The sequence below is a fragment of the Cyanobium sp. WAJ14-Wanaka genome, assembly GCF_024345375.1.
Taxonomy (GTDB): domain Bacteria; phylum Cyanobacteriota; class Cyanobacteriia; order PCC-6307; family Cyanobiaceae; genus Cyanobium_A.
Window position 1 is genome coordinate 769,070 of the sequence record NZ_JAGQAZ010000001.1, and the last position, 25,236, is coordinate 794,305.

The following is a 25,236-nucleotide window of genomic DNA, read 5'->3' on the forward strand; positions in this document are numbered from 1 at the left end:
TGATGCCCCGCCGACCTGCAGCCACCCCCTACCGCCCCATGGCAGCAACGGCTCCCCGCCGGCGCCCTGGGGCTCCAGCAGTGGCTTCCCGGTCAGCCTTCAGCCCCGGCTCGCCCGCAGTTGTCGGTGGAAATGGCGCCAGAGGTGGCAGCCTCCATCCCCTGACAGAGCGCCAGCAAAACGCCAGCCTGCATGCCTACGAAAGCCAGGTAAAAGGCAACTTTGATCGGATTGTGCCGCTTCTGAAGCGGCTCTCCGCCCTGCAGCACGAGGACAATTTCATCGAAGCGGCCCAGGGCCTATCGAGGGCAGAGCTTGGTTTTGAACTGCCCCTGCCAATCCTGCAGAAGGCCTGGGTTAGTCAGCTGGACATGCGCACCCTGTTTGCCTGGTGCGTATTTGAAACCTACGAACAGACCAGCGACAGTTTTTTCCAGGTTGATCCCCTGCAGGGCAAACCGGGCAGCCCGGCGGCAGAAGAATTCAACGCCTTCCTGCTCTCCTGCGGCTTCCACCTGCTGGATGTGACCCCCTGTGCCGATGGGCGCCTTGCCCATGCGATCGCCTACGCCCTGCGGCTGCCCTTTAGTTCCGTGCGGCGGCGCTCCCATGCCGGTGCCCTGTTTGACGTGGAGAACACGGTCAACCGCTGGGTAAAAACCGAGCATCGCCGCTACCGGGAAGGCCTACCTAACCCGGCCCATGAGGACAGCCGCTACCTGAAAGTGGTGCTGTATCACTTCAGCTCCAAGGACCCCAGCCACGAGGGCTGCGCAGCCCATGGCAGTGACGACGGCCTGGCCGCCAGCTGCGGCCTAAACCGGCTGAAGGATTTCCAGCAGGCCGTGGAAAACAGCTTTTGCTGCGGAGCCTCGGTGGACCTGCTGTTGATGGGCATCGATACCGACACCGACGCCATCCGCGTACATGTACCAGGCATGGACGGCAGCACCAACCTGGAACGCTGGCTCGATGCCCAAGAGGTCTATGGCGCCACCGCCCACCTGGGCAGCGCTGAGGCCAGGGTTCGCATCCAGGCGCTGGTGGAGCAGGCCGCTGCCTCAAGTCCTGACCCCGGCATGGTGAAGCTGGTGGCCCGGCTTCTTGAGCACAACATCTCCCAGATCGACTACGTGCGCCAACACCACGCCAGCAGTTACGCCGATGCCGGCCATGCCGAGCGGTTCATTGGTGTGGGCATTGGTTTCAAGGAAATCCACCTGCGCAATCTCACCTACTTCGCATATATGGACACCGTTGAAGAGGGAGCCCCGGACCTCGATGTGGGCGTAAAAATCTTCAGCGGCCTCAATGTTTCCCGGGGTCTGCCAGTGCCGGTGGTCGTGCGGTTTGACTACAACGGCCAGGTGCCTGGCGCCAAAGAGCGGGCGATTCGCAGCTGCAAACGGGTTCTGGCCGCCATGGAAAACCGCTATCCGGACCTCTTCTCCCAGGGGTTGCTGCATGCCCTCCTCACCGTGCGGGACCAGGACCGCCACACCCCTGCCGAGGCAGTAGGTTCCACCATCACATTCACCAGCGGAGGGGGGCACTGAAATGTTGATCTGCCAGGTGATTAAGCCATTGGTATCCACCAACCGCATACCCGATTTCGAGCACAAACACCTGCAGGTGGTGCTCGATGGCATCACCCAAAAGGTGGCGGTAGATGCGGTTGGCTGCATCCCCGGCGACTGGGTGATCTGCGTCGGCAGCTCGGCAGCTCGGGAAGCGGCGGGCAGTAAGTCGTACCCGAGCGATCTCACAATTGTTGGGATCATTGACCACTGGGATCCGGAAGCCGGCAAACCACCTGCTCCAACTGGGGTTGCCGCCTAATGGAAATCATGCAGGTCACCGGTTCATTGGTCTGCACCCAGCGGGTGCCCGGGCTGGAACACTCCAACCTGCGGGTGCTACGGACCCCCAAGGGCAAGCTCAGCGTGGCCGTTGATCCGGTGGGTGCATCTCCAGGCAACTGGGTGTTCACCGCCAGCGGCTCCGCGGCCCGCTTCGCCTGCGGCAATCCCGAGGTCCAAACCGATCTAACGATCGGCGGAATCATCGATTTTTGGGAGCCAGACGGCTAGGGGCATCGGGCAGTTTTCTGCCCCAACCCCGGTCTTACCCACAGCCCCCAACCCCCCTGAGCCATGGCCACCCCACCACCACCTCCCAACTCCCGAACAGCCCCAGCCACCAAGGCGCAAGGCAGTTCAGCCGCGCCCTCTGGCACAGGAGCCCCTGCATCAGTGCCCCCCAAGGCCCTGCCGGCAGCCGCACCCAAGGTTGCTGATACCAAGGCTTCCGAGATCAAGGCTGCTGAGAGCAAGTCCACCGTCGTCAAAGCCACCGTCGTCCCCAAGGCGACCACGGCAAGGTCTTCGGCAGCCAGGTCTTCGGCAGCTAGCTCCAGGGCTACCACGTCCAAAGCAACCGGGGCCAGCACTCCGGCCCGCAACACCAGTGCCGGTGGCGGCGCTGGCACCTCCCGTCCCACCAACTCCCCCCGCAGCAACGCCATGGCTCCTTCCATTCAGGGCATCGCCCTCGGCATGATCGAAACCCGTGGCCTGGTCCCCGCGATTGAAGCGGCTGACGCCATGACCAAGGCGGCTGAAGTGACCCTGATCTCCAGGGAATTTGTCGGCGGCGGCTACGTCACCGTGATGGTTCGCGGCGAAACCGGTGCCGTTAATGCCGCTGTGCGCGCCGGTGCAGACGCCTGTGAGCGCGTTGGCGACGGCCTTGTCGCTGCCCACATCATTGCCCGCCCCCACACCGAAGTGGAGCCCGCCCTGATCGCCACCGCCACCACCCGCCGTCTCTGATGACCATGGGCGCCGTCCATCCGCGCGTCCTGGGTTATCTCGGTCGCACCCTAAGCCTTGAACTGTCTGCTGTGCAGCAGTACATGACCCAGGCCTCCCTTGTGGGGCTATGGGGAGATATGGACGCGGCCGAACGTTTTCGCCACGAGACCGTGGAGGAAATGCAGCACGCTGAAAAAATTGTGCAGCGCATGCTGGCCGTTGGGGTGGCCCCTGCCGCATCCCAGCTGCGCGCCGTTGCCCATGCCCCTGACCTGGTGGGGCTGCTGCGCCACAACACCGTGCTGGAAAACGACCTAATCCAGCACTACGGCGAAGCAGTGCGCTTCTGCCTGCTCATTGGCGACGGCGCCAATGCAGAATTTTTCCAAGAGCTTCTCAGCGACGAACAGCACCACGGTGCCGAACTGGACGCCTGGCTCAAGAGCCTGGGCGGACAAAGCAGCCGACACCTCGAGCGGGCCACTTTCTAAAACCAAGCCCCCTTGAATCCCCCCCTTCCCCTGCCGATCCAGCTGGTCTGGCTGATACCGCTCTACGGGTTCAGCGGCATGGTGTTTTCATTGCCCTGGACGGCCGGTTGGTTCCCCCGCAATGGCCCCCGGCCCGCTGCCTACCTCAATCTGCTCCTGACTCTCGTAGCCGTCTTACACGGCAGTTGGATTTTGGGGCTGGTTTGGGAGCTGGGCCCCCAACACCTGGATTGGCCCTGGTTGACGGTGGCCGACCTAGATCTGCGCATCGGCTTCGAGCTTTCGCTCACCAACCTGGCGGCCCTCGAACTGGTTACCTGCATGAGCCTGGTCAGCCAGGTTTTTGCCCTGGGCTACCTGGATAAGGATTGGTCCCTGGCCCGTTTCTATGCCCTGGTGGGCTTTTTCGAGGGGGCCATGGCGGGAGTGGTGCTGAGTAGCAACCTCTTTTTGAGCTATTTCCTGTTGGAAATGCTCACCCTCTCCACCTATTTACTGGTGGGTTTTTGGTACGCCCAACCCCTGGTGATTACCGCAGCCAGGGATGCCTTCCTGACCAAAAGGGTGGGGGATGTGCTTTTACTGATGGGCATGGTGACCCTGTCGGCCTGGGCCGGCTCGATGGAATTCAACGATCTCTATGCCTGGAGCGCCCAGGCAAACCTGCGGCCCCTGGCTGCAACCCTGCTGGGATTAGGCCTGATCGCTGGGCCGATAGGCAAGTGCGCCCAATTCCCGATGCACCTCTGGCTGGATGAGGCCATGGAGGGTCCCAACCCGGCCTCAATCCTGCGCAATTCGGTGGTGGTGACCGTTGGTGCCCTGGTTTTGCTGAAGTTGATGCCCCTGTTGCAGATGTCGCCCCTGGCAACCCAGGTGCTGCTGGCCGTGGGCGTGATCAGCGCCCTGGGCGGCGCCCTGGTGGCGATTGCCCAGGTGGACCTGAAACGGGCCTTCTCCTATTCCACAAGCTCCTATTTGGGCCTGGTTTTTATCGCCATTGCCCTGCAAAAACCGGGCCTGGCACTGCTCCTGCTATTTGCCCATGGCCTGGCAAAGGCCCTGCTGTTCATGAGCGTTGGCAGCGTGATTGCCACCACCAGCTGCCAGGACCTCACCGAGCTAGGCGGCCTGGCCGGCAGGATGCCAGCCACCACCATTGCCTACCTGGTGGGCGGCGCCGGCCTGGTGGGGTTGCTCCCCCTGGGATGCTTCTGGTGCTACGGCCTGCTGGTTCAAAACCTGAGTGCCAGTGCCCCCTGGTTTGCAGCTGTTTTTGTGGTCACAAACCTGCTGACGGCCCTCAACCTCACCCGGGTATTCCGCCAGGTGTTCCTGGGGCCTGCCAGGCCAAAAACCAAGCGGGCACCTGAGGTCAATTGGCTAATGGCCACGCCGATGGTGGCCCTGAGCGTGGTGGTGCTGCTGATGCCCTGGATCATGGCCCGCATTGATCCGGTGCCCGGCATCGCCTCCTTCTCCATACCGGTCGCAGCAACCGTGGCGGCCAGTGGCCTGGCAGGGGTTTTGATTGGCTGCCAACTAAGGCTCGACACCTTCTGGTCGCGCTCCCTCCTTAAGCCCCTGCGGGTGCTCCAGGATCTGCTCGCCTACGACTTCTACACCGAGACGATTTACCGAAAAACCGTGGTGGCCTTTGTATCCCGCCTGGCCCAACTCACCGATTGGCTTGATCGGATGGTGGTGAATGGTTTTGTAGATGGCCTGGGGCGGTTTTCGCTAGTGAGTGCCGAGAACCTCAAGCTGGGCGTGAGTGGCCAACTGCAGAGTTACGTGCTCACCGTGATCGTGGCGATCGTGATCCTGCTCAGCTCCCTCACCTGGCTCTTCGCGTAGGACCAGATGCTCAGCGCCCTCCTACTGATTCCCTTCCTGGGAGCCCTGCTGCTGCTGCTCTGGCCCACCAAGGCAGAGCCGGGCCAGCTGCGGGCGGTGGCAATCGCCGTACTGACGACCCAACTGCTGGCCAGCCTGCTGGTGCTGCTGCGCTTTGATCCCAGTGAAAGCGGGATGCAACTGCAGGAATCACTCAGTTGGGTGGTGAGCCTGGGCCTCGATTACAGGCTGGGGGTGGATGGACTATCCCTGCCCCTGGTCCTGATCAACGCAGGCCTGACCCTGGTTTCCGCAATCTGCACCAGGGACATCAGCCAAAGGCCCCGCATTTACTTCGCCCTGCTGCTGGTGATCAGTGGGGCGGTTAATGGGGCGTTTTTGGCGGAAAATTTGCTGCTGTTTTTCCTTTTCTACGAACTGGAACTAATTCCCCTGTGGGCCCTGATCAGCATCTGGGGCGGGGCCAACCGGGCCTACGCCGCCACCAAATTCCTGATTTTCACAGCGATCTCGGGGATGCTGATCCTGGGTTCCTTTCTGGGCCTGGCACTCTTTACGGGCTCGGTGGACTTCAGCCTCACCCCGGTCACTAGCGAGACCCTGGCCATGGGCAGTCAGCTGGTATTGCTGGGGGCGATGTTGGTGGGATTTGGGATCAAAATCCCCCTATTCCCTTTCCACACCTGGCTTCCTGACGCCCATACCCAGGCCTCCACCCCCGTTTCGGTGCTGCTGGCCGGGGTGCTGCTCAAACTGGGCACCTATGGAATGCTGCGCTTTGGCCTGGGCCTATTTCCTGAGGCCTGGGCCGTTCTGGCCCCCTGGCTTGCCATCTGGGCAGCCATTTCGGTGCTCTACGGCTCCCTGGCCGCCATTGCCCAGCAGGACATGAAACGGATGGTGGCCTACAGCTCGGTGGGACACATGGGCTACATCCTCCTAGCCGCTGCTGCAGCTACGCCAATCAGCCTGCTGGGGGCAGTGTTCCAAATGGTCAGCCATGGCCTGATCTCAGCCCTGCTATTTCTGCTGGTTGGCATCGTGTACCGCAAAACCGGCACCCGCGATCTGCAGGTGCTCCGTGGTCTGCTCAACCCCGAGAGGGGCCTGCCCTTGACCGGTACCTTGATGATTCTTGGCGTAATGGCCAGTGCCGGACTGCCTGGCATGGCGGGCTTCATCTCGGAATTTCTGGTATTCCGGGGCAGTGTGGCTAGCTTTCCGGTCGCCACCCTGCTCGCCATGGTGGGTTCTGGCCTGACCGCCGTTTATTTCCTATTGCTTGTGAACCGGGCCTTTTTCGGGCGATTGGCGATCACCCCGCCCACCGATCCCAGCACCGATCGCCGTCTCGATGTGCAACTGGCGCCAGTGGCCCCCAGGGAGATAGTGCCCGCCCTAGCCCTTTCCCTGCTGGTAATTGGCCTCGGCCTGGTGCCATCTTGGCTTTCCCGCATCAGTGAATCCGCCAGCACGGCCCTGGCCCTGTTACCCGGAGGCCTGGGCTGATGCCTGTTATCTCGGCCGATCTGGTCCGCCGCGGGCCCATGGCCACGGCCAGCGAGCTGCAGGAGCAGTTGTTGGGCGGCCAAACCCTGCTCAGCGAAAGCCGCGAGCACCTAATCGAGGTGGTGGATGTGCTGGCGAGCTATGGGGAGGTGCTGGATGCCTACAGCATCAATCTGATTTACCAGGCAGAGCGGCAGTTCCTGGTGCCCTTTCCCCTTTTCAAGTACCTCGATGGCGACGTCAATCCGGCAAAAATCTGGCGCCATCTCTGGCACGACCGGATCAACTTTGAGTACGCCGAATACTGCATGAAGGCGATGCTCTGGCATGGCACAGGGGGCATGGATGCCTACCTGGATTCGGAAGCCTTTGCTGAATCCTGCAGGGCGATCATCCGCCGCAAAACCAAACGCGATCCCCTGCTCGCCCTACTCAATCCCCTATTTCGCAACTTCCTGCCCGAGTTGATTCGCACCGCAGCCACCACCCATGCCCTTGGCCAGTTTTGGCGGGTAATGAGTGATTTGTTTGTGGCCCTCGCCCAGGCTGAGGCCGATGGGCGGGTGGATTCGATTGAGAAGGTGGTGGAATTTATTAAAGATGGCCTGGTGGCCGCCGCGGCCCAGCCAATTACCTACGCCGTGGAAATTGACGGTGAAAAGTTTTGGGTGCTACCTCCAGAGGCGGGGCTTACCTTCCTGGGGGATGTGGCCGTGCCCTACGTGGAGGCCGTTTTCCTGCGGGGCCTGCCCTTCCTGGGTACGGTCAGTTTCAATGCCCAGGCCCAGCAAATTTCCCCCGACCAGGGCAAGTTCGCCTATGGGGCCCTATTTGCCGATCCCCTGCCGACCATGGGATCTGGCATTCCCCCCAGCCTGTTAATGCAAGACATGTTTCGGCATCTACCGGAGCGTTTGCACCAGCTCTACCGCCAGAAGGGCCGGGGCGAAGGGGATGTGAGGGTGAAGATCTGCATGAGTTTCCAGAAGTCGATGTTCTGTGTGACCAATGCGGCCATCAGGGGCACCTTTCCCCACTCCCTGGCCAGCAGCGACCCGGCAGAAACAGCCGCCAACAGCGCCTATGCGGCCAGCTGGGCGAGCCGCCTAAGCCTGGCCCGCACCGATTGCCTCTAGGGAGAAAGAGCAGAGCTGGCCTAGGGTTAGGGCCATGGATCAGCCCTGGACCCCTCGCCCCAAACCGGAACAAGCCGACCGACTAGAGCGGCGGATTGAATTTGGGGATTACGAGGCAACTCGCCTATTTCTTGAACAGTTGAATGCCCTTTCGGAGGAGCAACAGCGCTTTCCCGATATCAGCTTTGGTCGCACCTACGTGAACCTCACGGTGCGACCAGAAAGTGATGGGGCTGCGATTGATGGGCAAGACCAGGCCTTTGCCGCCGCAATCGACGCCCTCCTAAACCAATGAGCACTGGTGCCGATGGCGACCAGGTCGATCTGCGGGCCGCCTACGAAGGGGCAGGCATTCAAGCCGTGCTGGAGCAACTGGACCAGGAGCTGATTGGCCTCCGGCCGGTAAAGGCCCGCCTCAGGGAAATAGCCGCCCTGCTGGTGGTTGACCGGGCCCGGCAGCAGGTGGGCCTGGAGACGGCTCCCCCAAGCCTGCACATGTCCTTCACCGGCCGCCCCGGCACGGGCAAAACTACAGTGGCAGAAAGGATGTCCAAAATCCTGCACGGCCTTGGTTATGTGCGCAAGGGGCACGTGATCACGGCCACCCGCGACGACCTGGTGGGCCAGTACATCGGCCATACGGCGCCCAAAACCCGCGAGATGCTCAAAAAGGCCATGGGTGGGGTGCTGTTTATTGATGAGGCCTATTACCTCTATCGCCCAGAAAACGAAAGGGACTACGGCTCCGAGGCAATTGAAATCCTGCTGCAGGTGATGGAAAACAACCGCGATGATCTTGTTGTGATCTTTGCTGGTTATAAGGATCGGATGGATGTGTTTTATCAATCCAATCCCGGGCTTTCTTCACGGGTTGCAAACCACATCGACTTCCCCGACTACAGCGCCGATGAACTACTGGCCATTGCCCGACTGATCCTGGCGGCGGAAAACTATCGCTTTAGTGAAGAGGCAGTGGCGGCCTTTGCCGATTACATCCAAAGGCGGATGCAACTGCCCTTCTTTGCCAATGCCCGCTCCATTCGCAATGCGATTGACCGGACCCGGATGCGTCAGGCCAACCGGCTGTTTAGTCGCATGGATAGCCCGCTCACCAAGCTCGACCTAATGACCCTGGAGGCGGAGGACATCACCGCCAGCAGCGTGTTTGCAGGCGAAGTTGAAGGGCTTGACCCTGCCAAGCCCCTCACCTAGGGTCTGCCGAAATCCCCTTCGCAGCCTCCCCCAATGAAATTGATCCGCCAAGCCCAAGACAACCTGGCAAAGGTCGGATTGGCGGTGGGACTGGGGCTGGGCATGGCAATCATTGATCCCCTCGCCGGCGTTGCTGGCCCATGCAGCTTCCTGCAACCCATAGGTGGCAATGGCAGCTCGCCAATAGTTGCCAAGTCGGTGGGTAGGGGCAAACTGATCGGCCAAACCAATTGGAACACCGACTTTTTTGTCACCCAGCCCTATAGCAGCTACAAATTCTTCTTTACCGCAAATTCCTCTGACCCCAATGCCCAGTACCCGGTAGAGGCCTACATGAAGTTCAGCGATGGCTCCAACCTGCAGGTTGTCAACACCTTGATGAATCCGCCGATGGGCACCGGGAAAATGTTTGGTCCTTTCCCCTCTATTCCAGGTAAGCAGACCAGCCAGATGAACTTCAAGGTGGGAGCCAGCAACGACCCGGGGGCCCTTGGATTCAGCTATCGCATCTCCGTGCAGGGATGCCTCTGATCTAAAGGGCTCGGGTTTCCCTAGCGCCTTTTGCGGCAGTCAATCTGCAGCAAATCGCGCACCTGCTGGACCTGGCGGGAGAGCTGGGGATCAGTGTTGAGGCGTTTTTCAACCTGATCCACGGCATACATCACGGTGGAGTGATCCTTGCCGCCAAAGACCTCGCCGATGCGGGGTAGGGAAAGGTCCGTGCTCTGACGAATTAAAAACATCCCCACCTGGCGGGCCTGGCTCACGGCCCGCTTGCGGCTGGCACTGCGCATCTCATCGACGCCCACCCCAAACACCTCAGAGACCTTCTCAATCACCTTTTCGGGCTTGACCTCCACGTCCACCCCGGCCGGGTCAAGCATCGGCGCCACCGATTCCACGGTCATGGGCAGACCGGTGATCGAAGCGAAGGCCACGGCGCGGGTGAGGGCACCCTCCAGCTCTCGGATGTTGGAGGTGAAACGCCCAGCAATGAACTGGATCAGCTCCCGGGGCAAAACCATCTGCTCCTGCTCGGCCTTTTTATGGAGAATCGCCATGCGCGTTTCCAGATCAGGCGCCTGGATGTCGGCGATCAAACCCATCGAAAAGCGTGAGATCAGACGTTCCTGGAGGCGGGTAATTTGGCCGGGGGGCCGGTCGGAGGCAATCACGATTTGGCGGCCCGCCTCATGCAAGGCGTTGAAGGTATGGAAAAACTCTTCCTGGGTGTACTCCTTGCCCTCAATGAACTGGATGTCGTCGATGAGGATCAGATCAGCGGCGCGATAGCGGTCGCGGAAGGCCTGCATGCCGTCCTTGCGGATCGCCTGGATTAGGTCGTTGGTGAAGGTTTCGGTGCTCACGTAGAAAACCCGTGCCTCGGGGTTGATCTCCAGGCGGTATTGGCCGATGGCCTGCATCAGGTGGGTCTTACCTAGCCCCACGCCACCACAGAGAAACAGGGGGTTGAATTCCCGGCCTGGGGCCTCCGCCACCGCCAATGAGGCGGCGTGGGCCATGCGGCTGTTGGGACCCACCACAAAACGGTTGAAGACGTAGCGGGGGTTCAGTCCGGGCGCCATTTTGCGAGGTGCTTCGCCCGTGGCCTTGGCGGGGAGCGCCGCAGGGGCTGGAGACCCGGCAGCTGGTGATCCCGCCACTGGTGATCCGGCGACTGGGGGGGCCAGGATGTCATCGCCGCTGGCGGCCGACACCAACACCTGCACGGAGTGGCCGGCAATTTCGCTTGCCACCGCCTCAATCGTGCCGAGGTAGTTCTTGTGCAGCCAGCCGCAGGCAAAGCTGTTGGGGGCCAAAAGCTGCAGTTGGCCGTCCGTGAAGGAGGTGCAACGGGCCGGCCGTATCCAGGTCTCGAAGGTGGGCTTACTGAGGTTGGCCTGGAGTGCCTGTTGAACCTGGTGCCACAGCTGGTCTTCCTGCAGCACCAGAAACTTCGCCACCAAGGGTGCTGAATATACGCAGATCAAACGGGTCCGTCCGTCTTAAATGAGTCGAAATCACACCTGGCCCACACCCCCGCCCATGCGCCGCCTTTCCCTGGGCCTCAGCACTGGCCTGCTGCTCCCTTTAACGCTGCTGGCAAGCTGCGGCACGGGCTTTCCAGGTTTTAGCCAGGGCCCCAAGGATGGCCGGATCAGCGATGCCGCCCCCGCGGCCGTGCTGAGCGGCAGCAACAACGTGATCGTGGCTGCGGTGGCCAAGGTGGGGCCGGCGGTGGTGCGGATCGACACCCTCAAGCGCCTGGTAAATCCCCTCGGCGGCCTGTTTGGCAATGGACCCACGATCCAGCAGCAACAGGGCCAGGGCTCCGGCTTCATTACCCGCTCCGACGGAATTGTGCTGACCAACGCCCACGTGGTCGAAGGGGCCTCGGAGGTGAGTGTCACCCTGCCCGATGGCCGCAGCTTCAGCGGCAAAGTGCTGGGCTCTGATCCCGTTACGGATGTGGCGGTGGTGAGGGTTGTGGCCAGCGGCCTACCGGTGGCCCCCCTGGGGGATTCAGCCAAGGTGCGCCCGGGCGAATGGGCCATTGCCATCGGCAATCCCCTTGGCCTCGACAACACGGTGACCGCCGGGATCATCAGCGCCATCCAGCGGACCAATGCCCTCGGCGAGGGTCAACGGGTGCCCTACATCCAAACCGATGCGGCGATCAATCCGGGCAACAGCGGCGGCCCCTTGATCAACGACAACGGCCAGGTGATTGGCATCAACACGGCGATTCGCAAGGCCCCTGGCGCCGGCCTCAGCTTTGCGATCCCGATCAATGTGGCCCGCCAAATCGCAGGCCAGATTCTCCAGCGGGGCAGCGCCAGCCATCCCTACATCGGCGTGCGCCTGCAGGCCCTAACCCCCCAGCTGGCGAGGGAAATTAACGCCAGCACCAGCGAGTGCCAGGTGCCCGAGGTGAATGGGGTAGTGGTGGTGGAGGTGGTACCTGGCAGCCCGGCCGCCAGGGCTGGATTGCGGCCCTGCGACCTGCTCGAGAAGGTGGGTGATCGGGCCGTCAGGAACCCCTCAGAGGTGCAACTAGCCGTGGAGCAGGGGGAGGTCGGCAAGCCCCTCGTCCTGGTGGCCAGGCGCCAAAACACGATCAAAAACCTGATGCTTCACCCGGTCGAATTGCCCCAGAAAGGTTGAGCGACCTGGTGCCAAAACGGCCGCGGCCAGCCCAGCTGGTGGTGATGGCCCGTTGGCCTGCCCCTGGGCGCTGCAAGGGGCGCCTGGCCCGGGGTCTGGGTGACGGCCGGGCAGCCCAGGTCCAACGGGCCCTAACGGCCCACACCCTTGCCACAGCCAGCAGTCTGGCCGCGACCAACAGCCTGCGCAACTTTGAGGTTGTGCTCGCCGTCAGTGGCCTGGCCGCCAGGGCAGCCCAGCGCTGGTCCAGTGCCCTGGGGGCCGATCGCATGGCGCTCCAGGGCAGCGGATCCCTGGGCCTGCGCCTGCAGCGGCAGGTCCATAGAGGGCTTAGGGAGGGGGCGCCCCAGGTGGTGGTAATTGGCAGCGACCTACCTGGCCTCGAGGCCACGGACCTGGAGCAGGCCTTTGCCGAACTGGGGTCTGCCGGGGCAGAAGGCAGAAGCTGCCTGGTGTTGGGGCCCGCCAGCGATGGGGGCTATTGGCTGGTGGGTCTAAACCGCTCCTGGCCGAGGCTGTTCGCCGGCATTCCCTGGGGCAGTGAGCGGGTGCTGGCCGCCACCACGGAGCAGGCCTCAGCGCTCGGTATCAAACCCCATTTGCTGCAGGAGCGCAGCGACCTGGATTGGCCTGCGGACCTGGTGCCATGGCGTTGAAGCCCGATCGGTCGCCGCGTCTGTCGGCCCATAACCCGCCCCTTGCCGTGGTGATTGCGGCCCGCAATGAGGCCGAGCACCTCCCCCTGCTGCTGGCCGATCTGCAGGCCGCCCCCGGCCTGGTGGCGGAAGTGGTGGTGGTGGATGGGGGCAGCAGCGACGCCACCGGTGCCATCGCCCGAGCGGCGGGGGCCCGGGTGCTGCCAGCCCCGGCATGCCGGGGGGCGCAGCTGGCCTGGGGTGCGGCCCAAACAAGCGCCCCCTGGCTGCTTTTTTTGCATGCTGATGGCCGCCTGGCCAGGCAATGGGATCAAGCCATCAGCGCTGGAATAAATCGCCCAGATGCCGCTAATGGCCCAGCAAATGGCCAAGCCCAGCAAGCCTGGTATTTCTCCCTGCGCATCGACGGGGCAGGGCTCGGCTATCGGCTCCTGGAGGGGGCCGTGGCCCTGCGCAGTGGCTGGCGCCAACTGCCCTACGGCGACCAGGGGCTACTGATCAAGCGAGCCACCTACGACTCAGCCGGGGGGATTAGGCCCCTGGCACTGATGGAAGACCTGGAATTTGTGGAGCGATTGCGCCGGCGGGGCAAACTGCGCTGCCTCGGAAAGGCGATCACGGTGAGTGGCCGGCGCTGGCAGCAAAGGGGAATCTGGCGGGTCTGCTGGCAGAACTGGCAACTGCGGCGGGCCTGGCGCCGCGGCGTGGCTAGCGGGGCCCTGGCGGCCCGCTACTACGCAAGCCCCTAGGGCGAATACCAAAAGGCGCAGCGGCGATTCAGGGGTTCCAGCTCCCAGCCCTGGGCCTCGTAGAAGCTCACCACCTCGGGGTCGGCAAACAGGGTGACCCGATCCAGCTCCAGCTCGCCCAACTGGTCGAGCACGTAGACCATCAACTGCTTGCCCAGGCCCGCCCCCTGGTAGAGGGGATGGACGGCGACGTCCCAAACCGTGGCCTCAACTACCCCATCGCCGGTGCAGCGGGCAAATCCCACCAACTTGGGCAGCCGGGGATCGTGGCGCCACAGGCCCACCCGTAAAAGGCTGTGCTCCAGGGCCTTACGCACCCGCCTTATCGGCCTACGGCTCCAGCCCACCGCGTCGCAGAGCCGCTCCAGCTCAAACAGGTCAATCGGCCGCTCCCGGCTCAAGACAAGCGACAAATCGGCCTTGGGGGTGGGGCAGATCCGATGCTGCTGCCCATAGAGGCTGGTGAGGAGCTCGGCGGTGGCCAAAAGCGAAGTGCAGAAGCGCTGAACTGACCCGATCTTCGCTGATCACGGCCACCTGCCCATGGCCTAAAGGGCTGCCAGGCCGCGCTCCTGGAGGTCCGCCAACTGGGCATAGAGGCCGCCGGCCGCCCGCAGGGCCTGGTGGCTGCCCTCCTCGATTAGTCGACCTTTTTTGAGCACAAAAATCCGGTCTGCCGCCTCCACCGTGGCCAATCGGTGGGCAATCACGATGGCCGTGCGCTGTTGGAGCAGGCGATCAAGGTCGCGCTGCAGGGTGGCTTCCGTGGAGGGGTCCAGGAAGGCCGTGGCCTCATCCATCACCAGCACCGAGGGATCACGAATGGCCACCCGCACCACCGACAACAGCTGGCGCTCTCCAGAAGAAAGGTTTCCGCCCCGTTCGCGCAGTTCGGTGGTCAGGCCGTCGGGTAAGCGAGAGAGCAGGGGATCGAGGCCCAGATCACGGCAGAACTGGCTGAGCTGCTCGTTACTAACGGGAGAATCAAGGCGCAGGTTGTCGGCCACATTGCCGCTGAACAGGAAGGTGTCCTGCAGCACCACCCCAAGCCTTTGGCGCAGGGTGGGAATTGGCAGTTCCCGAATGTCGACCCCATCCAGCAGGATCCGACCCTGTTGGGGCTCATAGAGCCTGCAAAGCAGGCGAATTACGGTGGTTTTGCCCGAGCCCGTCGGACCCACCAGGGCCACATGTTCCCCCGGTGCTACGCGGAAACTGAGGTCCGTAAGGATCGGGTCATCGGGGCGATAGGAGAAGGAGACATTTTCAAAAATCACCTCGCCGGCGCTGCGGCGCTCCCGGCCACTGACCACCGCCGCGGCACTGCGCTGGCTGGCTGGCAATTCGGCAATTTCAATCGGTTGCTCCAGCAACTCACCAATGCGCTCGACGGCGGTGAGACCACCCTGGATCTGGGTAAAGCGCTCGGCCAGTTGGCGCAGGGGATCAAAAAGTCGTTGGGAATAGAGGATGAAGGTGGTGAGGGTGCCCAGGCCAATCCAGCCACCGCTAACCATCGAACCGCCCAGGCCCAACACCACGGCCACGGCACTGAGGGCCACCCATTCAATGAAGGCCGAAATCGAGCTGTCGTAGAAGATCGTGCCGGTTACGGCCTGGCGATAGGAGCCGGTGGTGCGGGCAAAACTGGCGCTGTTGTAGGCCTCACGCCGAAACATTTGGACCACCTCCAATCCCTGCAGGTTTTCCTGGAGGTCGGCATTGAGTTGGCCAAGCTCCTCCCTCACCCGGTAGTTGGCCTTGCGGAAGCGGCTCTGCAGCCAAAGGATGCCGACAATTACTGGGATCTGGCTGAGGAGCAGCAGCAGCCCCAGGCGCCACTCAATCGTGATCATGGTCACGGCGATCACCAGCAGGGTGACCATGTCTGCGAGAACGCCGACGGCGCCACTGCCAAATACCTCCGCCAGGGCATCCACATCACTGGTGAGCCTGGTCAGCAACTTGCCCACGGGGGTGCGGTCGTGGAAGCGCAGCGAGAGGCCCAGGGCATGGGCAAAGAGATCGTCGCGGATGCGGGCGGTCAGGCGCTGGCCCACGGCCTGGACGTTGAAGCTCTGGAAGCCCTGCAGACCGAGCCTGACCAGCACCGCCACCAACAGCAGGCTCACCAGGGTGCGCAGCTGCTGGGCGACGGGTTGGCCCGCCAGCCATGGCATCACCGGTTCGTGGCGTAGGGCCGAGATCGCCTGGCCCACGAGCAGGGGCTGGATGGCGGCCGCAAAGGCCACAGGGAGCAATAGCACCAGGGTGAAGGTGAGCCGGCGCCGATCGCGGCCCAGGTAGGGCAGCAGGCGCAGTAGCCGCTGTCGATCGAGGTTGGCCATCAGTTGGAGCTAGCCAGCCCAGCTGTCGATGCCAGGGCAAGGCGATCGACAATTTCCTGCAGGGCGCCGCCATCTAGGCGCAGCGAGATCGGATGGCCCACCAGCCGGGCGGTGGATTGGAACAAATCCTCGATAGCAACCAAACCGTTTTCGGCGAGAGTGCGGCCCGTGGCCACCAAATCCACAATCGCCTCACTCATGCCCGTAATCGGGCCCAATTCCACCGAGCCCGCCAGATGGATCAGCTCCACCGGCAGGTCCAGGGCCTGGAAATAGGTCTCGGCGCAACGGGTGAATTTGCTGGCAATGCGGCAATGGGCCGGCAGGTCTGCGGCGCGCTGGTAACCACTGGAGGCCTTAACCGCCACGCTCATCCGACAGCCACCAAAACCCAAATCGAGCAGCTGGGCCACGGGCAACTGGTGCTCCTGGAGCACATCGAAACCAACCACCCCCAGCTGGGCCTGGCCGTAGGCCACGTAGACCGGCACATCGGCATTGCGCACCAACAGCGCCCGGGCCGTGCCACAGGTGCTGGGCACCATCAGCTGGCGGTTTTTAGGGTCGAGCACGGCCGAAAAATCAAGCCCGGCAGCGGCAAACCGTCCGACACTGTCCTTAAGAAGGGCCCCTTTCGCCAGAGCGACGGTGATCATGGAATTGCACCGTGGTCCGGAAAAAGGATTTTAACGATGGCGCTGCCTGCCGAGAGCCTGGGAGTGGAGCTGATCCCCGTACTCAACGACAACTACGTATTTCTGCTGAGCCGTGGGGGCCAGGCGGTGGTGGTGGATCCGGCCATTGCCGAACCGGTGCGGGCAATTCTTGAGGAGCGGGGCTTGGAATTGATCGCCATCCTCCAAACCCACCACCACTCAGACCACATCGGCGGCACGGCGGGCCTGCTGCGTCGCTGGCCCAAGGCAGCAGTGTTTGCCTCCCATGCCGACCGCGACCGCATTCCCCTGCAGACCGAGGGGGTGGCCGGAGGAATGGGCTTCCAACTACTGGGGGAGGAGGTGGAAGTGATCGATGTGCCAGGCCATACCCGGGCCCACCTGGCCTATTGGTTACCCGAATCCGGCCACCTCTTCTGCGGCGACACCCTGTTTGCCGGCGGCTGCGGCCGCCTGTTTGAAGGCACGGCGCAGCAAATGCACAGCTCCCTGCAAAAACTGGGATCCCTACCTGGGGCCACCAAGGTGTGGTGCGCCCATGAGTACACGGCCTCCAACCTGGGCTGGGCGGCGGCGGAAGAACCCCAGAACCCAGCCATTGCCAAACGCCTAAACCAGGTGCTGGCGCTGCGCTCAGATGGCGTTGCCACCATCCCGAGCACAATTGACCTGGAGCAGGCAACCAATTTGTTTATGAGGGCAGAAGGCCCCGAGCAACTGGCCGCCCTGCGCCAACGTAAGGACAACTGGCGTTAGGCCAAATGAACCACCAGCCCTGGGGAGCGATAATTAACAGTGGTGATTAAGGGCTGTTACCCATAGCAATGCCTAACCCCGCAAAGAACTGGCTTGCCATCACGCGCCGCAGGGGGCTCTGGATCAGCGCCTTCGTAGTTGCCTTGGTGCTCCTGGTTTCAAACCTTGACGGCTCCCTGGCCAGCGCGACTGAACAAACACTGCCGCAACGCTTCGAGCCCGCAAATACGGCAGAGCTGCTCAGCAAGGCAAATGCAATCCCGGTGAAAGTTGGAGCCTATATAGAGAACTACCATGATCTTTCACTTCAGGGGCGCCGCTTTGTGGCCGAGGGCTACTACTGGCTGGAATGGCCAGATTCCCTTGAAGAGATTCTTGACGCAAACGAGATAGCGCCAGGTGACATAGTTGAAATCACAAACCAAATCGACGAATGGGATTCGAAAATTCGCAGCGTCACACCAGGTGCCCGAAAGCTCCCCAATGGCAACAACTACTACCAGGTTCGCTTCTCGGGAAATTTCTACATACCCGATCTAAACCTAAAGCTTTCTCCGTTTGAAAGCCTCACACTTCCCCTTATCATAGAAGTGCAAGACGACCAACTGGCCCTGCAAAATTCAAATGTAGTGCTTGTGGGAGACCAGGGCAAAGATCAGCTGCTCGGATCCTATTCAGAGATAGATGGCTATAAAATTTCTTCCACGGCCCTAGAGCCCATGGTCCATTCCTATGGCACCAGCTGGGGCCAGGACAAGGGAAACCTGACCTATCCGGCAATTCAAGTGGTCACCAAGCTAAGAAGCTCCGGCTTTTCCAGCTTTCTTACCTGGGTATTTCCGCTCCTAATTGTGGTGGGCATTGTGCTGCTGGCACCATCCGTAGCAGGTGAGCTTGGTGATATCCGCCTGGCGATACCCTCAACCGGAATGCTGACCCTAATCTTCCTTCAGCAAACCTACGATTCAACCTTGCCGCCCCTTGATTACCTCACATTCCTAGATTGGCTTTATGCGGCTGGCTACCTAATTTCAATTGCCACTTTTCTGTTGTTTGTCTGGGGCACCAATGCTTACCAGGGCGCAGATGAGGATCAAAAGATCACTACCCTGACCCGGATCAATAAAGTGGATACAATTTTTCAGCTTGGTTCGGTAATCTCCATGGCTGTAGTTGCCTCCTTGGCCTGGAAGGCTTAAATATCTGTAATTAGCCAGGCACGCTGCCCAATGGATTCCCACCCCCAGGAGGCCGTAACCACGGCCGGAGCACCAGCTCCCGTAGGGCCCTACAACCAGGCCGTAAAGGCCGGCGGGGTGCTCTATTGCTCCGGCCAAATTGCCCTCGATCCAGCTAGCGGCGCGATGGTGGGGGGCGGAGATGTGGAGGCAGAAACCAGGCAGGTACTGGCCAATCTCCAGGCCGTGCTCACTGCCGCTGGCTCCAGTGCGGCTCAGGTGGTGCGCACCACCGTGTTTCTGGCGGATCTTGCAGACTTCGCCAAGGTCAATGCCCTTTACGCCGAGATGTTCGGCGCTGGCATCGCCCCGGCGCGGGCCTGCGTGGAGGTGGCGGCACTGCCCAAGGGGGCTCGGGTCGAAATCGACTGCATTGCCCTACTGGGTTAGGCCCACATAGCTCTCACAGCGATCCATCCCCTTTTTGAAACCGACGCCAGCTGTGGCTGGCGGGCCGAGGGCTAAGTTGGGAAGGGCGGGGCGTGGCGCAGCTTGGTAGCGCGGGTGCTTTGGGAGCACTAGGTCGCAGGTTCGAATCCTGTCGCCCCGATTGACTTTTCAGGGATTGGCACCTAACCCAGGTCTCCAGATTGGTCCCCAGATCTGGAGTTAAGCCACCCCTGCAACAACCGACGGAGGTTCTGACCCTCCACTAGGGCAGGTCCACAACACCCAGTCGGGCCCCTGGATGGTTTGCTTGCACAATGTCGGCCGCGTGCCCAGCATCGAGCGCCTGCACCCTCTGGATGCCGGCGCCAGCAGCAGCATCAAAGAACATGGCGAAATTGGGCATGGGGCACACAGCTAATCCCAAAAGCGGTCCTGCGCCAAGGCCAGGCTCATGGCCAGCGTATTGACCTGTTCGGCGCTGTAAGGATTCAGCAAGGCGTTTCGCAAGCGCTTTCAAGTGCCGGAAGAGGCTCCCTCGATCGCGGATCGGATCTGCCAGCGACGCCATCACGAGTGGATCGAAGCTTTTTTGGTGTCGCACAGGTTGGTGCGCTCAGCAGAACAGATCGGTGCGTCCGGCAGATCAGCACCAACAGCATTAACAGTTTGCGCTCTAAGTCAGAACCGCGGCAGCGCCGCCCATTCTTTGAGTTAAAAAGGTATAGATTCTGAACTCTATGGACTTTGAGTTCGACCCGCTCAAGAGCAAAGCCAACCAGGCCAAGCACGGTATCGACTTCGTGGATGCACAAGCTCTATGGAACGATCCCGACCTGCTGGAAATACCAGCCCGCACAACTGATGAGCTGCGGTTTCTCGTCATTGCTCAGATCCATGGCAAGCACTGGTCAGCCGTGATCACCCATCGCAGCCAGGCCATCCGTCTCATTTCTGTCCGTTGCTCACGCCCAGAAGAGGTAAAGCTCTATGAACAGCTCTGAATTTGATCGTTGCTTCGATGCTGGTGACGCTGTTCTAGGCGCACTTGATCTCAACGCCGCGACGCGGCCCCGCCTGCAGCAGAAGCGCGTAAATGTGGATTTTCCAGTTTGGATGGTCGAACAGCTCGACCATGAGGCCACCCGCCTTGGGGTGACACGGCAGTCAATCATCAAGGTCTGGCTGGCAGAACGACTGGAGCGACGCACTGAATCCAATCCGGGTATGGCCGCCCTCACCTGAAGGGCCCCATCACCAGAGACAGATCGGTCCTGGTGTTTGAGTTCGACCTAGTCAGCGTCCGTCGATCTCCTCGGCAGGTGCCTCTCGGCGCCACAGATGAGCAGCTTTATCAACTCAGGCCCAGCTCCTGCATCCGCTGCCAGAAGGCACTCTTGCGGCCATGGCCCGTGCGGATGGCGGCCAGCAGGGCCTTGGCAGAAAGGGCAGCGGAGCGTGGCATCGGGGGAGTGCCGCTGGGATGGCTTGGGCCTGTTGCGCAGACTCAGGTCAGGATCGCAGCAGGGACAACAAAGGGGCAACCGTGCTGCAGGCCGGGTCACCTGCACAGGCACATCAGCCAATGCCATGGGATCACTGGCTTTTAGCGAGTAGCCGCTGGAGCTGTAGTAACCGATGGGGCAGCTCCCCGCTTTTGGCAAGGGCTGAACAGGCTGCTGGGCCAGGGCGCTGCTGCCTGTGGAAAGCATTCCGATGGCGAGGGCAAGCGACAGCCAGAAGGCTGGAAGCGTGCTAGTACAGGTGTACGCATCTGGAGCGGTTCATGGGTGTCCACCTCCCACGGCCTGCGGCCCTGGCCGCCCGGCTTGAAATCCCTATCGAAGAGTGGCGTTACCTCGATGAGGCTGTGCTGCTCAAGACCCGCAGCCGCAAGGTCTGCATGACCTGCCATTGGTTTAGGCATCACGCTGGGGTGAACTGCATCCCGGTGCTCACCTGCCAGCTGCACCAAGGGCTGGTCGCCCATGGCGAGCACCTGACCAGCCGCTGCCAGGGCTGGACTGATGACATGACGCACAGCCGCGGCTGGGCGCCGGAGCTGGCGTGAGCGGCCGATGAATGTCACGGACAGGACAGGCCAGCCGCCGCTCTCCCCTCTGGAGGGCTGGATCAGTGATGGCCGTCAGGTCCTGCATTTCCAGCCGCGCCGCTACGACCGCTGGAGCCAGACCCTGGAGGTGACGCTGGGAGAAGTGATGACCAGTGGCGAGCCGCCGCTGCTGAAACGCCGCAAAGAGCTAACGCGGGAGCAAGCGATGAAGCTTTGGGCCCAGAAGCACCAGCAGGGCTGGCAGGTATGCAAACCGCAGTGGACGCCGCCACCGCTGCCACGGGCTTGAGCTGTTGCAGCACAGCAAAGACTTTCAGCTTCTTCCCATCTGCAGCGGGAGGCAATGGGTGTAAAGGCCGATTGTGCTGAACCGCTGGCCCAGCGATGCTGTGCCCATCAACCCAGGAGGCGCCCACATGGACGACACGCCACCCCGCCAGGTACAAGAAGCACGCTGACTACAGGCCCCTGCTCCAACAGTCTTTATCTATACGTGGGCGGGTCGTTCAGCCGGGCAAGAGAGCAGCATTCCCCAGTGCAGCTCACCTCGTGCGCCTGACTGATCGACACTCCAACTGCACCGCCTCAGGTGCCCACAGGAGAACTATTCGCCCCACACCTGGAATGTATGGCCCCAGGTGCCAACGTCAGCAGCTTCTTTCCACTGCCTTGGAATGTTCTTAGCCAGCGCCCCTGAGGTTTTCCTCAGGGGTTTTGTTGTCTCAGCCCAGCCAGCCCTTTTCGGCGCTCAACCGCTGCGCCAGCTGCACCGCCTCAATGCAGCGCTGGGCGCGGCGCCACTGCTTAGCAGAAGCCTGCGGCTAGGCATCGTCCTGGCCCTGGGCCCGCAATAGATAGCCCTCCATCGCCTCCGGGGTTTCGATCAGAGTCAACAAGCCCGTGGTGCGCGCACTGAGGGAACCATCAGCCAGCAGGCGGCTCATCAGGCCGTGCTCCCACAGCTGCTCTCCTAAGGAGCCAGGAGAAAAAAGCTCCTGACGCAGCACCGTTAGCAGCGACTGCTTGAGGGCATCGAGTTGGCCGGGCCGCAGCCGGCGGCTGTTGGGTAGACCCGCTGCAGGGCCAGGTTCATGCTCAACGCTCCAGCTCAGGCCGGTCCCTGGCAGCCCCAGGGTGGTGCGGGGGCCACCGCTGCGAGCTAGGGGGATATTGAAGGAAGCACCCCTTCCGCCAACAGAGATCGAGCTCAAGCCCCCCTTGCTGTAGCGGTAGGCCCGCGTAGCGGTAGTTGAAGCGCAGCGGGCCCAGGCGGGCGGAGCGACGGAAACGGAAGCCCATGGCGATCAGCGGCTTTTAACGCAGTAGCCGCTGGAGCTGTACCAGCCCAAGGGGCAGCTGTTGCCGCTCTTTTCTATGGCGCCACGGGTATTGCCGCCACTGCTCGGCACGCAGTAGCTCCCGGAGCTGTAGTAGCCCAGCGGGCAGCTTCCCACTTTTGGGAGAGGGCGAATGGGCTGCTGGGCTAGGGCGCTGCCGGCTGCAAGAGCCGCCAGAGCGAGGGGGATCAGCAGGGGAGTGCGGCCCATCGGAGGCAGAAGCAGAGCTCCAGATTGGCCTGAAGCACACCAGCCCGCCTAGGCGATGCAGGGGCCGCATGGAAACGGCGCCGGTGCAAACTCCGGCGACGGTCAGATGGGTTCTGCTGGGTGTCGCGCTCTGGGTGTCCGTGGCCGGGCCAGCTGAAGTCCATAGCCAAAGCGTCACGGCCACCGTGCTTTCCATCGGCGATGGCGACACGGTTCCTGTACGCCAGGCCGGCAGGACCATCACTGTGCGGTTGGCCTGCATCGATGCCCCAGATACCGCCCAGAGCCCATACGGCCAACAGGCCCGCACGTATTTGCAACAGAGGCTGCCAATTGGCCGGGAGGTCAGCCTCGATGTGAAAACCACAGACCGCTACGGCCGCTTCGTGGCGGAGGTGTTCAGCGGCGTGATCATCACCTTGCATTGGTGGAAGGCGGTCAGGCCTTTGCCTATCGCCAGTACTAGGGCGGCTGCAATACCAAGGGGTATCTGGACGCCGAGCACCTGACCAGAAGTGGGTGACGCTTGACAGGCGCTACCGCTGCAGCGAAATCGATTCCTACGAGCGTGCCCAAGAGCTTATAGGCCATGGGCATAGCTATCTCGATAGCAATAGTGATGGCGAGGCCTGCGAAAGTTTGCGCTGAGCGCATTGGCGAGCAGGGCCAGCCGCACCCCCCTCTGCCAGGAAAGTTGACGCCTCTCCATTTCGATCACAAAGGGGGCTCAATGGAGCAGAGCAATGCGTCGTTACAGCGAGGCCGTTAAAGCTGATGTGAGAAGGCGGATGGGTCCTCCACAAAGGCAGAGCGTGGCCCGGATTTCCAAGGAGCTGGGCATTCACCTTGCCACCCTCTACAGATGGAGAAGGGCTTGGCGACTGCAGGGTCAGGTGGTGCCGGCATCGCAAAAGGATCCGGAGAGTTGGGGTTCTACCGATAAGTTCACGGTGGTGGTCGAGACCGCTGGCTTCAATGCCACCGAGCTCAGCGGTTACTGCCGCGAGAGGGGTTTGTACCCGGAACAGGTAGGAATTTGGCGGCAGGCGGCTCAAGATGCCAATGCCCAGCCTCTGCTGACGATGAGTGACCAGAAGGACCTCCAGAAGCGGCACCAGGAGGATCAACGGGAGATCAAACGTCTGCAGCAGGAGCTCAGGCGTAAAGAAAAGGCCTTGGCGGAGGCGGCGGCACTGCTGTTGGCTGCAAAAAAGATCCAGGCCTTCTGGCCAGAGGACGGGGACGATTGACCTCCCCCGGCGATCGTCAGAAGGCTCTGCAGATCTTGGATGAGGGTATTGCTGATGGTGCTCGCGCTCGTGCGGTGGCCGATCTACTCGGCGTGGGTCTGACCACCCTGCAGCGCTGGCGCAGGCAGTTTGCTGGTAATGCTCTTCATCAAGCAAAGGGACTACGAACGCGAGATTCGCCAGCTTCGGAACAGGTGGGTAGACGCAGGCAAGCCGGGGCTGGGCGTTTAATCCCAAAACCGATCCTGCGCCAGGGCCAAGCTCATCGCCAACGTGTTGGCCTGCTCTGCTGAATACGGAGGTGCTGGCCAATCAGGGCCGAGATACATGTTCAGATCTGCTGCTACCAACTCCCAGTTGATTGGCTCTTCTACCGGCTCTGGCTCCTTGCGGTGCTCAGGCCAGGGGTTCGGCCGCCGTGAGAATCCGCTCGCCGCCACCTGGCTCCAGCACCACGTAATGATCAAGCTCCCGCAACAGGGAATCGGACATGACTGGAGCCCTACTGGCACCCATGCTGGCGCTGCTGCTGGCGATCGGGCCGGGCGTGCTGGCGGAACGGGCCGCCCACTGGCCCGAGTGGCGCCTACCCGCTCCCCTGGAGCGCCCCTCAGCTCGACCCGGCCACCAGGACCTGAGCTACCCCGACTGGATGGCCGGGCGCTGGCAGGTGCGCAGCGATGACTTGGAGTACGAGGTGCGCTTCAGCCCCGACCCAGGCGGAACGGTAGTGGGAGATCGGGCCTTCAATGCCACCGCGATCGGCCGGGCCCTACTTGGCGCTGCCCTGCTGCAAGTGCGAAATGATCCGACCAACCCAAACCGCCAGATCGCCTTGCTGGCGAATGATCAGCAGCTGGAATCGACGGTGGTGGGACGCCGCAGCGAATCGTCCATGCCGAGCGGCTTCTGGTCTGACGAACTGGCCCTGCAGGTGCTGCATGGCCCCGGCGACCCCCGGGTGAGCCGGGTGGAAACCCTGAGTCACTACAGCCAAAACCCCGACGGCACGGTGACAACCGAGCAGTGGCAGGCCAGCTATCCCTCTCCTGCCCTAGGTCTGGCCGCCGCGGCCAGCAGCAGTGGCCACTTCCACCTAACCCTGACACCGCTCAACCCCGCCCCACCTCCAGCACAATCCGATCCCGTCAGTTGAACAGGGGTTCGAGCAGAAGGTGGTCGGCGATGCCGGCCGGCAGAAGGGGCTGTGCTGCTGCCCGTGAGCTTGGTTGGGCCCCCTATGCCATCTGGACCCATGAGGAGTTCCACTCCACGGGCCGCCCTGAACTTGCCACGACTCTTGAGACCATCCGAGCAACCTATCGCTCTCCCCGGACTGCACAAATTGGGAGTGATAAGTAGCTTTAGCTG

The 25,236-nt window shown here is 62.1% G+C and carries 34 protein-coding genes and 1 tRNA gene; 26 read left to right on the forward strand and 9 right to left on the reverse strand.

The features are described from left to right. The first annotated feature begins 2 nt into the window (after positions 1 to 2). The 3 genes from KBY49_RS04270 to KBY49_RS04280 are packed head-to-tail and all read left to right on the forward strand — an operon-like array spanning position 3 to position 2,090. On the forward strand, positions 3 to 1,556 hold the full coding sequence (locus KBY49_RS04270) for a carboxysome shell carbonic anhydrase (RefSeq protein WP_254933499.1): 1,554 nt from the start codon (positions 3 to 5) through the stop codon (positions 1,554 to 1,556). Between the two features lies 1 nt (position 1,557). After that, on the forward strand, positions 1,558 to 1,839 hold the full coding sequence (locus KBY49_RS04275) for a carboxysome peptide A (protein WP_254933500.1): 282 nt from the start codon (positions 1,558 to 1,560) through the stop codon (positions 1,837 to 1,839). After that, on the forward strand, positions 1,839 to 2,090 hold the full coding sequence (locus tag KBY49_RS04280) for a carboxysome peptide B (protein ID WP_254928147.1): 252 nt from the start codon (positions 1,839 to 1,841) through the stop codon (positions 2,088 to 2,090). Before KBY49_RS04275 ends, KBY49_RS04280 begins: the two co-directional genes overlap by 1 nt. On the opposite strand, the gene KBY49_RS04285 is transcribed toward KBY49_RS04280, so the two are convergent. Further along, positions 2,087 to 2,524: a hypothetical protein gene (locus KBY49_RS04285; RefSeq protein WP_254933501.1), complete on the reverse strand. Its 438-nt coding sequence runs from the start codon at positions 2,522 to 2,524 to the stop codon at positions 2,087 to 2,089. The genes KBY49_RS04280 and KBY49_RS04285 overlap by 4 nt on opposite strands. Here KBY49_RS04285 and KBY49_RS04290 point away from each other — a divergent pair. From KBY49_RS04290 to KBY49_RS04325, 8 genes are all read left to right on the forward strand, one after another. Further along, positions 2,523 to 2,831: a BMC domain-containing protein gene (locus KBY49_RS04290; RefSeq protein WP_261346194.1), complete on the forward strand. Its 309-nt coding sequence runs from the start codon at positions 2,523 to 2,525 to the stop codon at positions 2,829 to 2,831. The two genes, KBY49_RS04285 and KBY49_RS04290, sit on opposite strands and share 2 nt — an antisense overlap. Then, positions 2,831 to 3,304: a ferritin-like domain-containing protein gene (locus tag KBY49_RS04295; protein WP_254933502.1), complete on the forward strand. Its 474-nt coding sequence runs from the start codon at positions 2,831 to 2,833 to the stop codon at positions 3,302 to 3,304. Before KBY49_RS04290 ends, KBY49_RS04295 begins: the two co-directional genes overlap by 1 nt. Positions 3,305 to 3,316: 12 nt before the next feature. Beyond that, entirely contained in the window at positions 3,317 to 5,161 is a 1,845-nt protein-coding gene (locus tag KBY49_RS04300; RefSeq protein ID WP_254933503.1) for an NAD(P)H-quinone oxidoreductase subunit F, read from the forward strand. Positions 5,162 to 5,167: 6 nt separating this feature from the next. After that, positions 5,168 to 6,670: an NADH-quinone oxidoreductase subunit M gene (locus KBY49_RS04305; protein WP_254933504.1), complete on the forward strand. Its 1,503-nt coding sequence runs from the start codon at positions 5,168 to 5,170 to the stop codon at positions 6,668 to 6,670. After that, positions 6,670 to 7,806, forward strand: coding sequence for a CO2 hydration protein (locus KBY49_RS04310; RefSeq protein WP_254933505.1), 1,137 nt, complete (start codon positions 6,670 to 6,672; stop codon positions 7,804 to 7,806). Before KBY49_RS04305 ends, KBY49_RS04310 begins: the two co-directional genes overlap by 1 nt. A 34-nt stretch (positions 7,807 to 7,840) precedes the next feature. Beyond that, a complete protein-coding gene (locus KBY49_RS04315) occupies positions 7,841 to 8,101 on the forward strand; it encodes a 4a-hydroxytetrahydrobiopterin dehydratase (RefSeq protein ID WP_254933506.1) in 261 nt (86 codons plus the stop codon). After that, positions 8,098 to 9,018 carry a CbbX protein gene (cbbX, locus tag KBY49_RS04320; RefSeq protein ID WP_254933507.1) on the forward strand — a complete coding sequence of 307 codons (921 nt, stop codon included), beginning with the start codon at positions 8,098 to 8,100 and terminating at the stop codon, positions 9,016 to 9,018. The genes KBY49_RS04315 and cbbX overlap by 4 nt, the downstream gene beginning before the upstream one ends. Positions 9,019 to 9,120: 102 nt before the next feature. Continuing rightward, on the forward strand, positions 9,121 to 9,549 hold the full coding sequence (locus tag KBY49_RS04325; protein ID WP_254934024.1) for a hypothetical protein: 429 nt from the start codon (positions 9,121 to 9,123) through the stop codon (positions 9,547 to 9,549). Between the two features lie 20 nt (positions 9,550 to 9,569). Here KBY49_RS04325 and dnaA read toward each other — a convergent pair whose 3' ends face one another. Next, positions 9,570 to 10,982 (reverse strand): chromosomal replication initiator protein DnaA, encoded by a 1,413-nt coding sequence (gene dnaA, locus KBY49_RS04330; protein ID WP_396099359.1) that lies wholly within the window; start codon positions 10,980 to 10,982, stop codon positions 9,570 to 9,572. Positions 10,983 to 11,064: 82 nt separating this feature from the next. Between dnaA and KBY49_RS04335 the strand changes: the two genes are divergently transcribed. Genes KBY49_RS04335 through KBY49_RS04345 form a run of 3 tightly spaced genes read left to right on the forward strand, consistent with a single transcriptional unit; the run spans position 11,065 to position 13,588 of the window. Further along, positions 11,065 to 12,183: a trypsin-like peptidase domain-containing protein gene (locus KBY49_RS04335; protein ID WP_254933508.1), complete on the forward strand. Its 1,119-nt coding sequence runs from the start codon at positions 11,065 to 11,067 to the stop codon at positions 12,181 to 12,183. Between the two features lie 8 nt (positions 12,184 to 12,191). Continuing rightward, the gene (locus KBY49_RS04340; protein ID WP_254933509.1) at positions 12,192 to 12,839 is read left to right on the forward strand and encodes a TIGR04282 family arsenosugar biosynthesis glycosyltransferase; all 648 of its coding nucleotides are present in this window, start codon (positions 12,192 to 12,194) and stop codon (positions 12,837 to 12,839) included. Next, a complete protein-coding gene (locus tag KBY49_RS04345; protein WP_254933510.1) occupies positions 12,830 to 13,588 on the forward strand; it encodes a TIGR04283 family arsenosugar biosynthesis glycosyltransferase in 759 nt (252 codons plus the stop codon). The genes KBY49_RS04340 and KBY49_RS04345 overlap by 10 nt, the downstream gene beginning before the upstream one ends. Here the strand turns inward: KBY49_RS04345 and KBY49_RS04350 are convergent. The 3 genes from KBY49_RS04350 to hisG form a co-directional block, all read right to left on the reverse strand. Then, on the reverse strand, positions 13,585 to 14,073 hold the full coding sequence (locus KBY49_RS04350) for a GNAT family N-acetyltransferase (RefSeq protein WP_254933511.1): 489 nt from the start codon (positions 14,071 to 14,073) through the stop codon (positions 13,585 to 13,587). The two genes, KBY49_RS04345 and KBY49_RS04350, sit on opposite strands and share 4 nt — an antisense overlap. A 63-nt stretch (positions 14,074 to 14,136) precedes the next feature. After that, positions 14,137 to 15,936 carry an ABC transporter ATP-binding protein gene (locus tag KBY49_RS04355; protein WP_254933512.1) on the reverse strand — a complete coding sequence of 600 codons (1,800 nt, stop codon included), beginning with the start codon at positions 15,934 to 15,936 and terminating at the stop codon, positions 14,137 to 14,139. After that, positions 15,936 to 16,592, reverse strand: coding sequence for an ATP phosphoribosyltransferase (gene hisG / locus KBY49_RS04360; RefSeq protein WP_254933513.1), 657 nt, complete (start codon positions 16,590 to 16,592; stop codon positions 15,936 to 15,938). The genes KBY49_RS04355 and hisG overlap by 1 nt, the downstream gene beginning before the upstream one ends. Before the next feature lie 36 nt (positions 16,593 to 16,628). Between hisG and gloB the strand changes: the two genes are divergently transcribed. The 4 genes from gloB (at position 16,629) to KBY49_RS04380 (ending at position 19,157) form a co-directional block, all read left to right on the forward strand. Then, a complete protein-coding gene (gene gloB, locus KBY49_RS04365; protein ID WP_254933514.1) occupies positions 16,629 to 17,369 on the forward strand; it encodes a hydroxyacylglutathione hydrolase in 741 nt (246 codons plus the stop codon). A 68-nt stretch (positions 17,370 to 17,437) separates the two neighbouring features. Further along, complete coding sequence (locus KBY49_RS04370) at positions 17,438 to 18,568, forward strand: hypothetical protein (RefSeq protein WP_254933515.1); 1,131 nt, start codon at positions 17,438 to 17,440, stop codon at positions 18,566 to 18,568. Between the two features lie 30 nt (positions 18,569 to 18,598). After that, positions 18,599 to 18,997 (forward strand): Rid family detoxifying hydrolase, encoded by a 399-nt coding sequence (locus KBY49_RS04375; RefSeq protein ID WP_254933516.1) that lies wholly within the window; start codon positions 18,599 to 18,601, stop codon positions 18,995 to 18,997. A gap of 86 nt (positions 18,998 to 19,083) precedes the next feature. Continuing rightward, positions 19,084 to 19,157 (forward strand) — tRNA-Pro (locus KBY49_RS04380). 102 nt (positions 19,158 to 19,259) lie between these two features. Here KBY49_RS04380 and KBY49_RS04385 read toward each other — a convergent pair. Next, positions 19,260 to 19,400 carry a hypothetical protein gene (locus tag KBY49_RS04385; protein WP_254933517.1) on the reverse strand — a complete coding sequence of 47 codons (141 nt, stop codon included), beginning with the start codon at positions 19,398 to 19,400 and terminating at the stop codon, positions 19,260 to 19,262. A 334-nt stretch (positions 19,401 to 19,734) separates the two neighbouring features. On the opposite strand from KBY49_RS04385, the gene KBY49_RS04390 reads away from it, so the two are divergent. The 4 genes from KBY49_RS04390 (at position 19,735) to KBY49_RS04405 (ending at position 21,357) form a co-directional block, all read left to right on the forward strand. Next, entirely contained in the window at positions 19,735 to 19,998 is a 264-nt protein-coding gene (locus KBY49_RS04390) for a BrnT family toxin (protein ID WP_254933518.1), read from the forward strand. Further along, entirely contained in the window at positions 19,985 to 20,239 is a 255-nt protein-coding gene (brnA, locus tag KBY49_RS04395) for a type II toxin-antitoxin system BrnA family antitoxin (protein ID WP_254933519.1), read from the forward strand. The genes KBY49_RS04390 and brnA overlap by 14 nt, the downstream gene beginning before the upstream one ends. A gap of 541 nt (positions 20,240 to 20,780) precedes the next feature. After that, positions 20,781 to 21,065 carry a galactose oxidase gene (locus KBY49_RS04400; RefSeq protein WP_254933520.1) on the forward strand — a complete coding sequence of 95 codons (285 nt, stop codon included), beginning with the start codon at positions 20,781 to 20,783 and terminating at the stop codon, positions 21,063 to 21,065. A gap of 7 nt (positions 21,066 to 21,072) precedes the next feature. Beyond that, on the forward strand, positions 21,073 to 21,357 hold the full coding sequence (locus KBY49_RS04405) for a DUF1651 domain-containing protein (protein ID WP_254933521.1): 285 nt from the start codon (positions 21,073 to 21,075) through the stop codon (positions 21,355 to 21,357). 532 nt (positions 21,358 to 21,889) lie between these two features. Here KBY49_RS04405 and KBY49_RS04410 read toward each other — a convergent pair. Next, entirely contained in the window at positions 21,890 to 22,279 is a 390-nt protein-coding gene (locus KBY49_RS04410; RefSeq protein WP_254933522.1) for a DUF4236 domain-containing protein, read from the reverse strand. Positions 22,280 to 22,372: 93 nt separating this feature from the next. Next, positions 22,373 to 22,615, reverse strand: a complete 243-nt coding sequence (locus tag KBY49_RS04415) for a hypothetical protein (protein ID WP_254933523.1) — start codon at positions 22,613 to 22,615, stop codon at positions 22,373 to 22,375. A 68-nt stretch (positions 22,616 to 22,683) separates the two neighbouring features. Between KBY49_RS04415 and KBY49_RS04420 the strand changes: the two genes are divergently transcribed. The 3 genes from KBY49_RS04420 (at position 22,684) to KBY49_RS04430 (ending at position 24,158) form a co-directional block, all read left to right on the forward strand. Further along, on the forward strand, positions 22,684 to 23,124 hold the full coding sequence (locus KBY49_RS04420; RefSeq protein ID WP_254933524.1) for a thermonuclease family protein: 441 nt from the start codon (positions 22,684 to 22,686) through the stop codon (positions 23,122 to 23,124). 279 nt (positions 23,125 to 23,403) lie between these two features. After that, positions 23,404 to 23,865 (forward strand): helix-turn-helix domain-containing protein, encoded by a 462-nt coding sequence (locus KBY49_RS04425; RefSeq protein ID WP_254933525.1) that lies wholly within the window; start codon positions 23,404 to 23,406, stop codon positions 23,863 to 23,865. Between the two features lie 35 nt (positions 23,866 to 23,900). Then, a complete protein-coding gene (locus KBY49_RS04430; RefSeq protein WP_254934026.1) occupies positions 23,901 to 24,158 on the forward strand; it encodes a helix-turn-helix domain-containing protein in 258 nt (85 codons plus the stop codon). Between the two features lie 103 nt (positions 24,159 to 24,261). Here the strand turns inward: KBY49_RS04430 and KBY49_RS04435 are convergent, their stop codons facing one another. Then, a complete protein-coding gene (locus KBY49_RS04435) occupies positions 24,262 to 24,357 on the reverse strand; it encodes a chlororespiratory reduction protein 7 (protein ID WP_254933526.1) in 96 nt (31 codons plus the stop codon). Here KBY49_RS04435 and KBY49_RS04440 point away from each other — a divergent pair. Beyond that, positions 24,356 to 25,021, forward strand: a complete 666-nt coding sequence (locus KBY49_RS04440; protein WP_254933527.1) for a DUF6816 family protein — start codon at positions 24,356 to 24,358, stop codon at positions 25,019 to 25,021. The genes KBY49_RS04435 and KBY49_RS04440 overlap by 2 nt on opposite strands. The last annotated feature ends 215 nt before the right edge of the window (positions 25,022 to 25,236 follow it).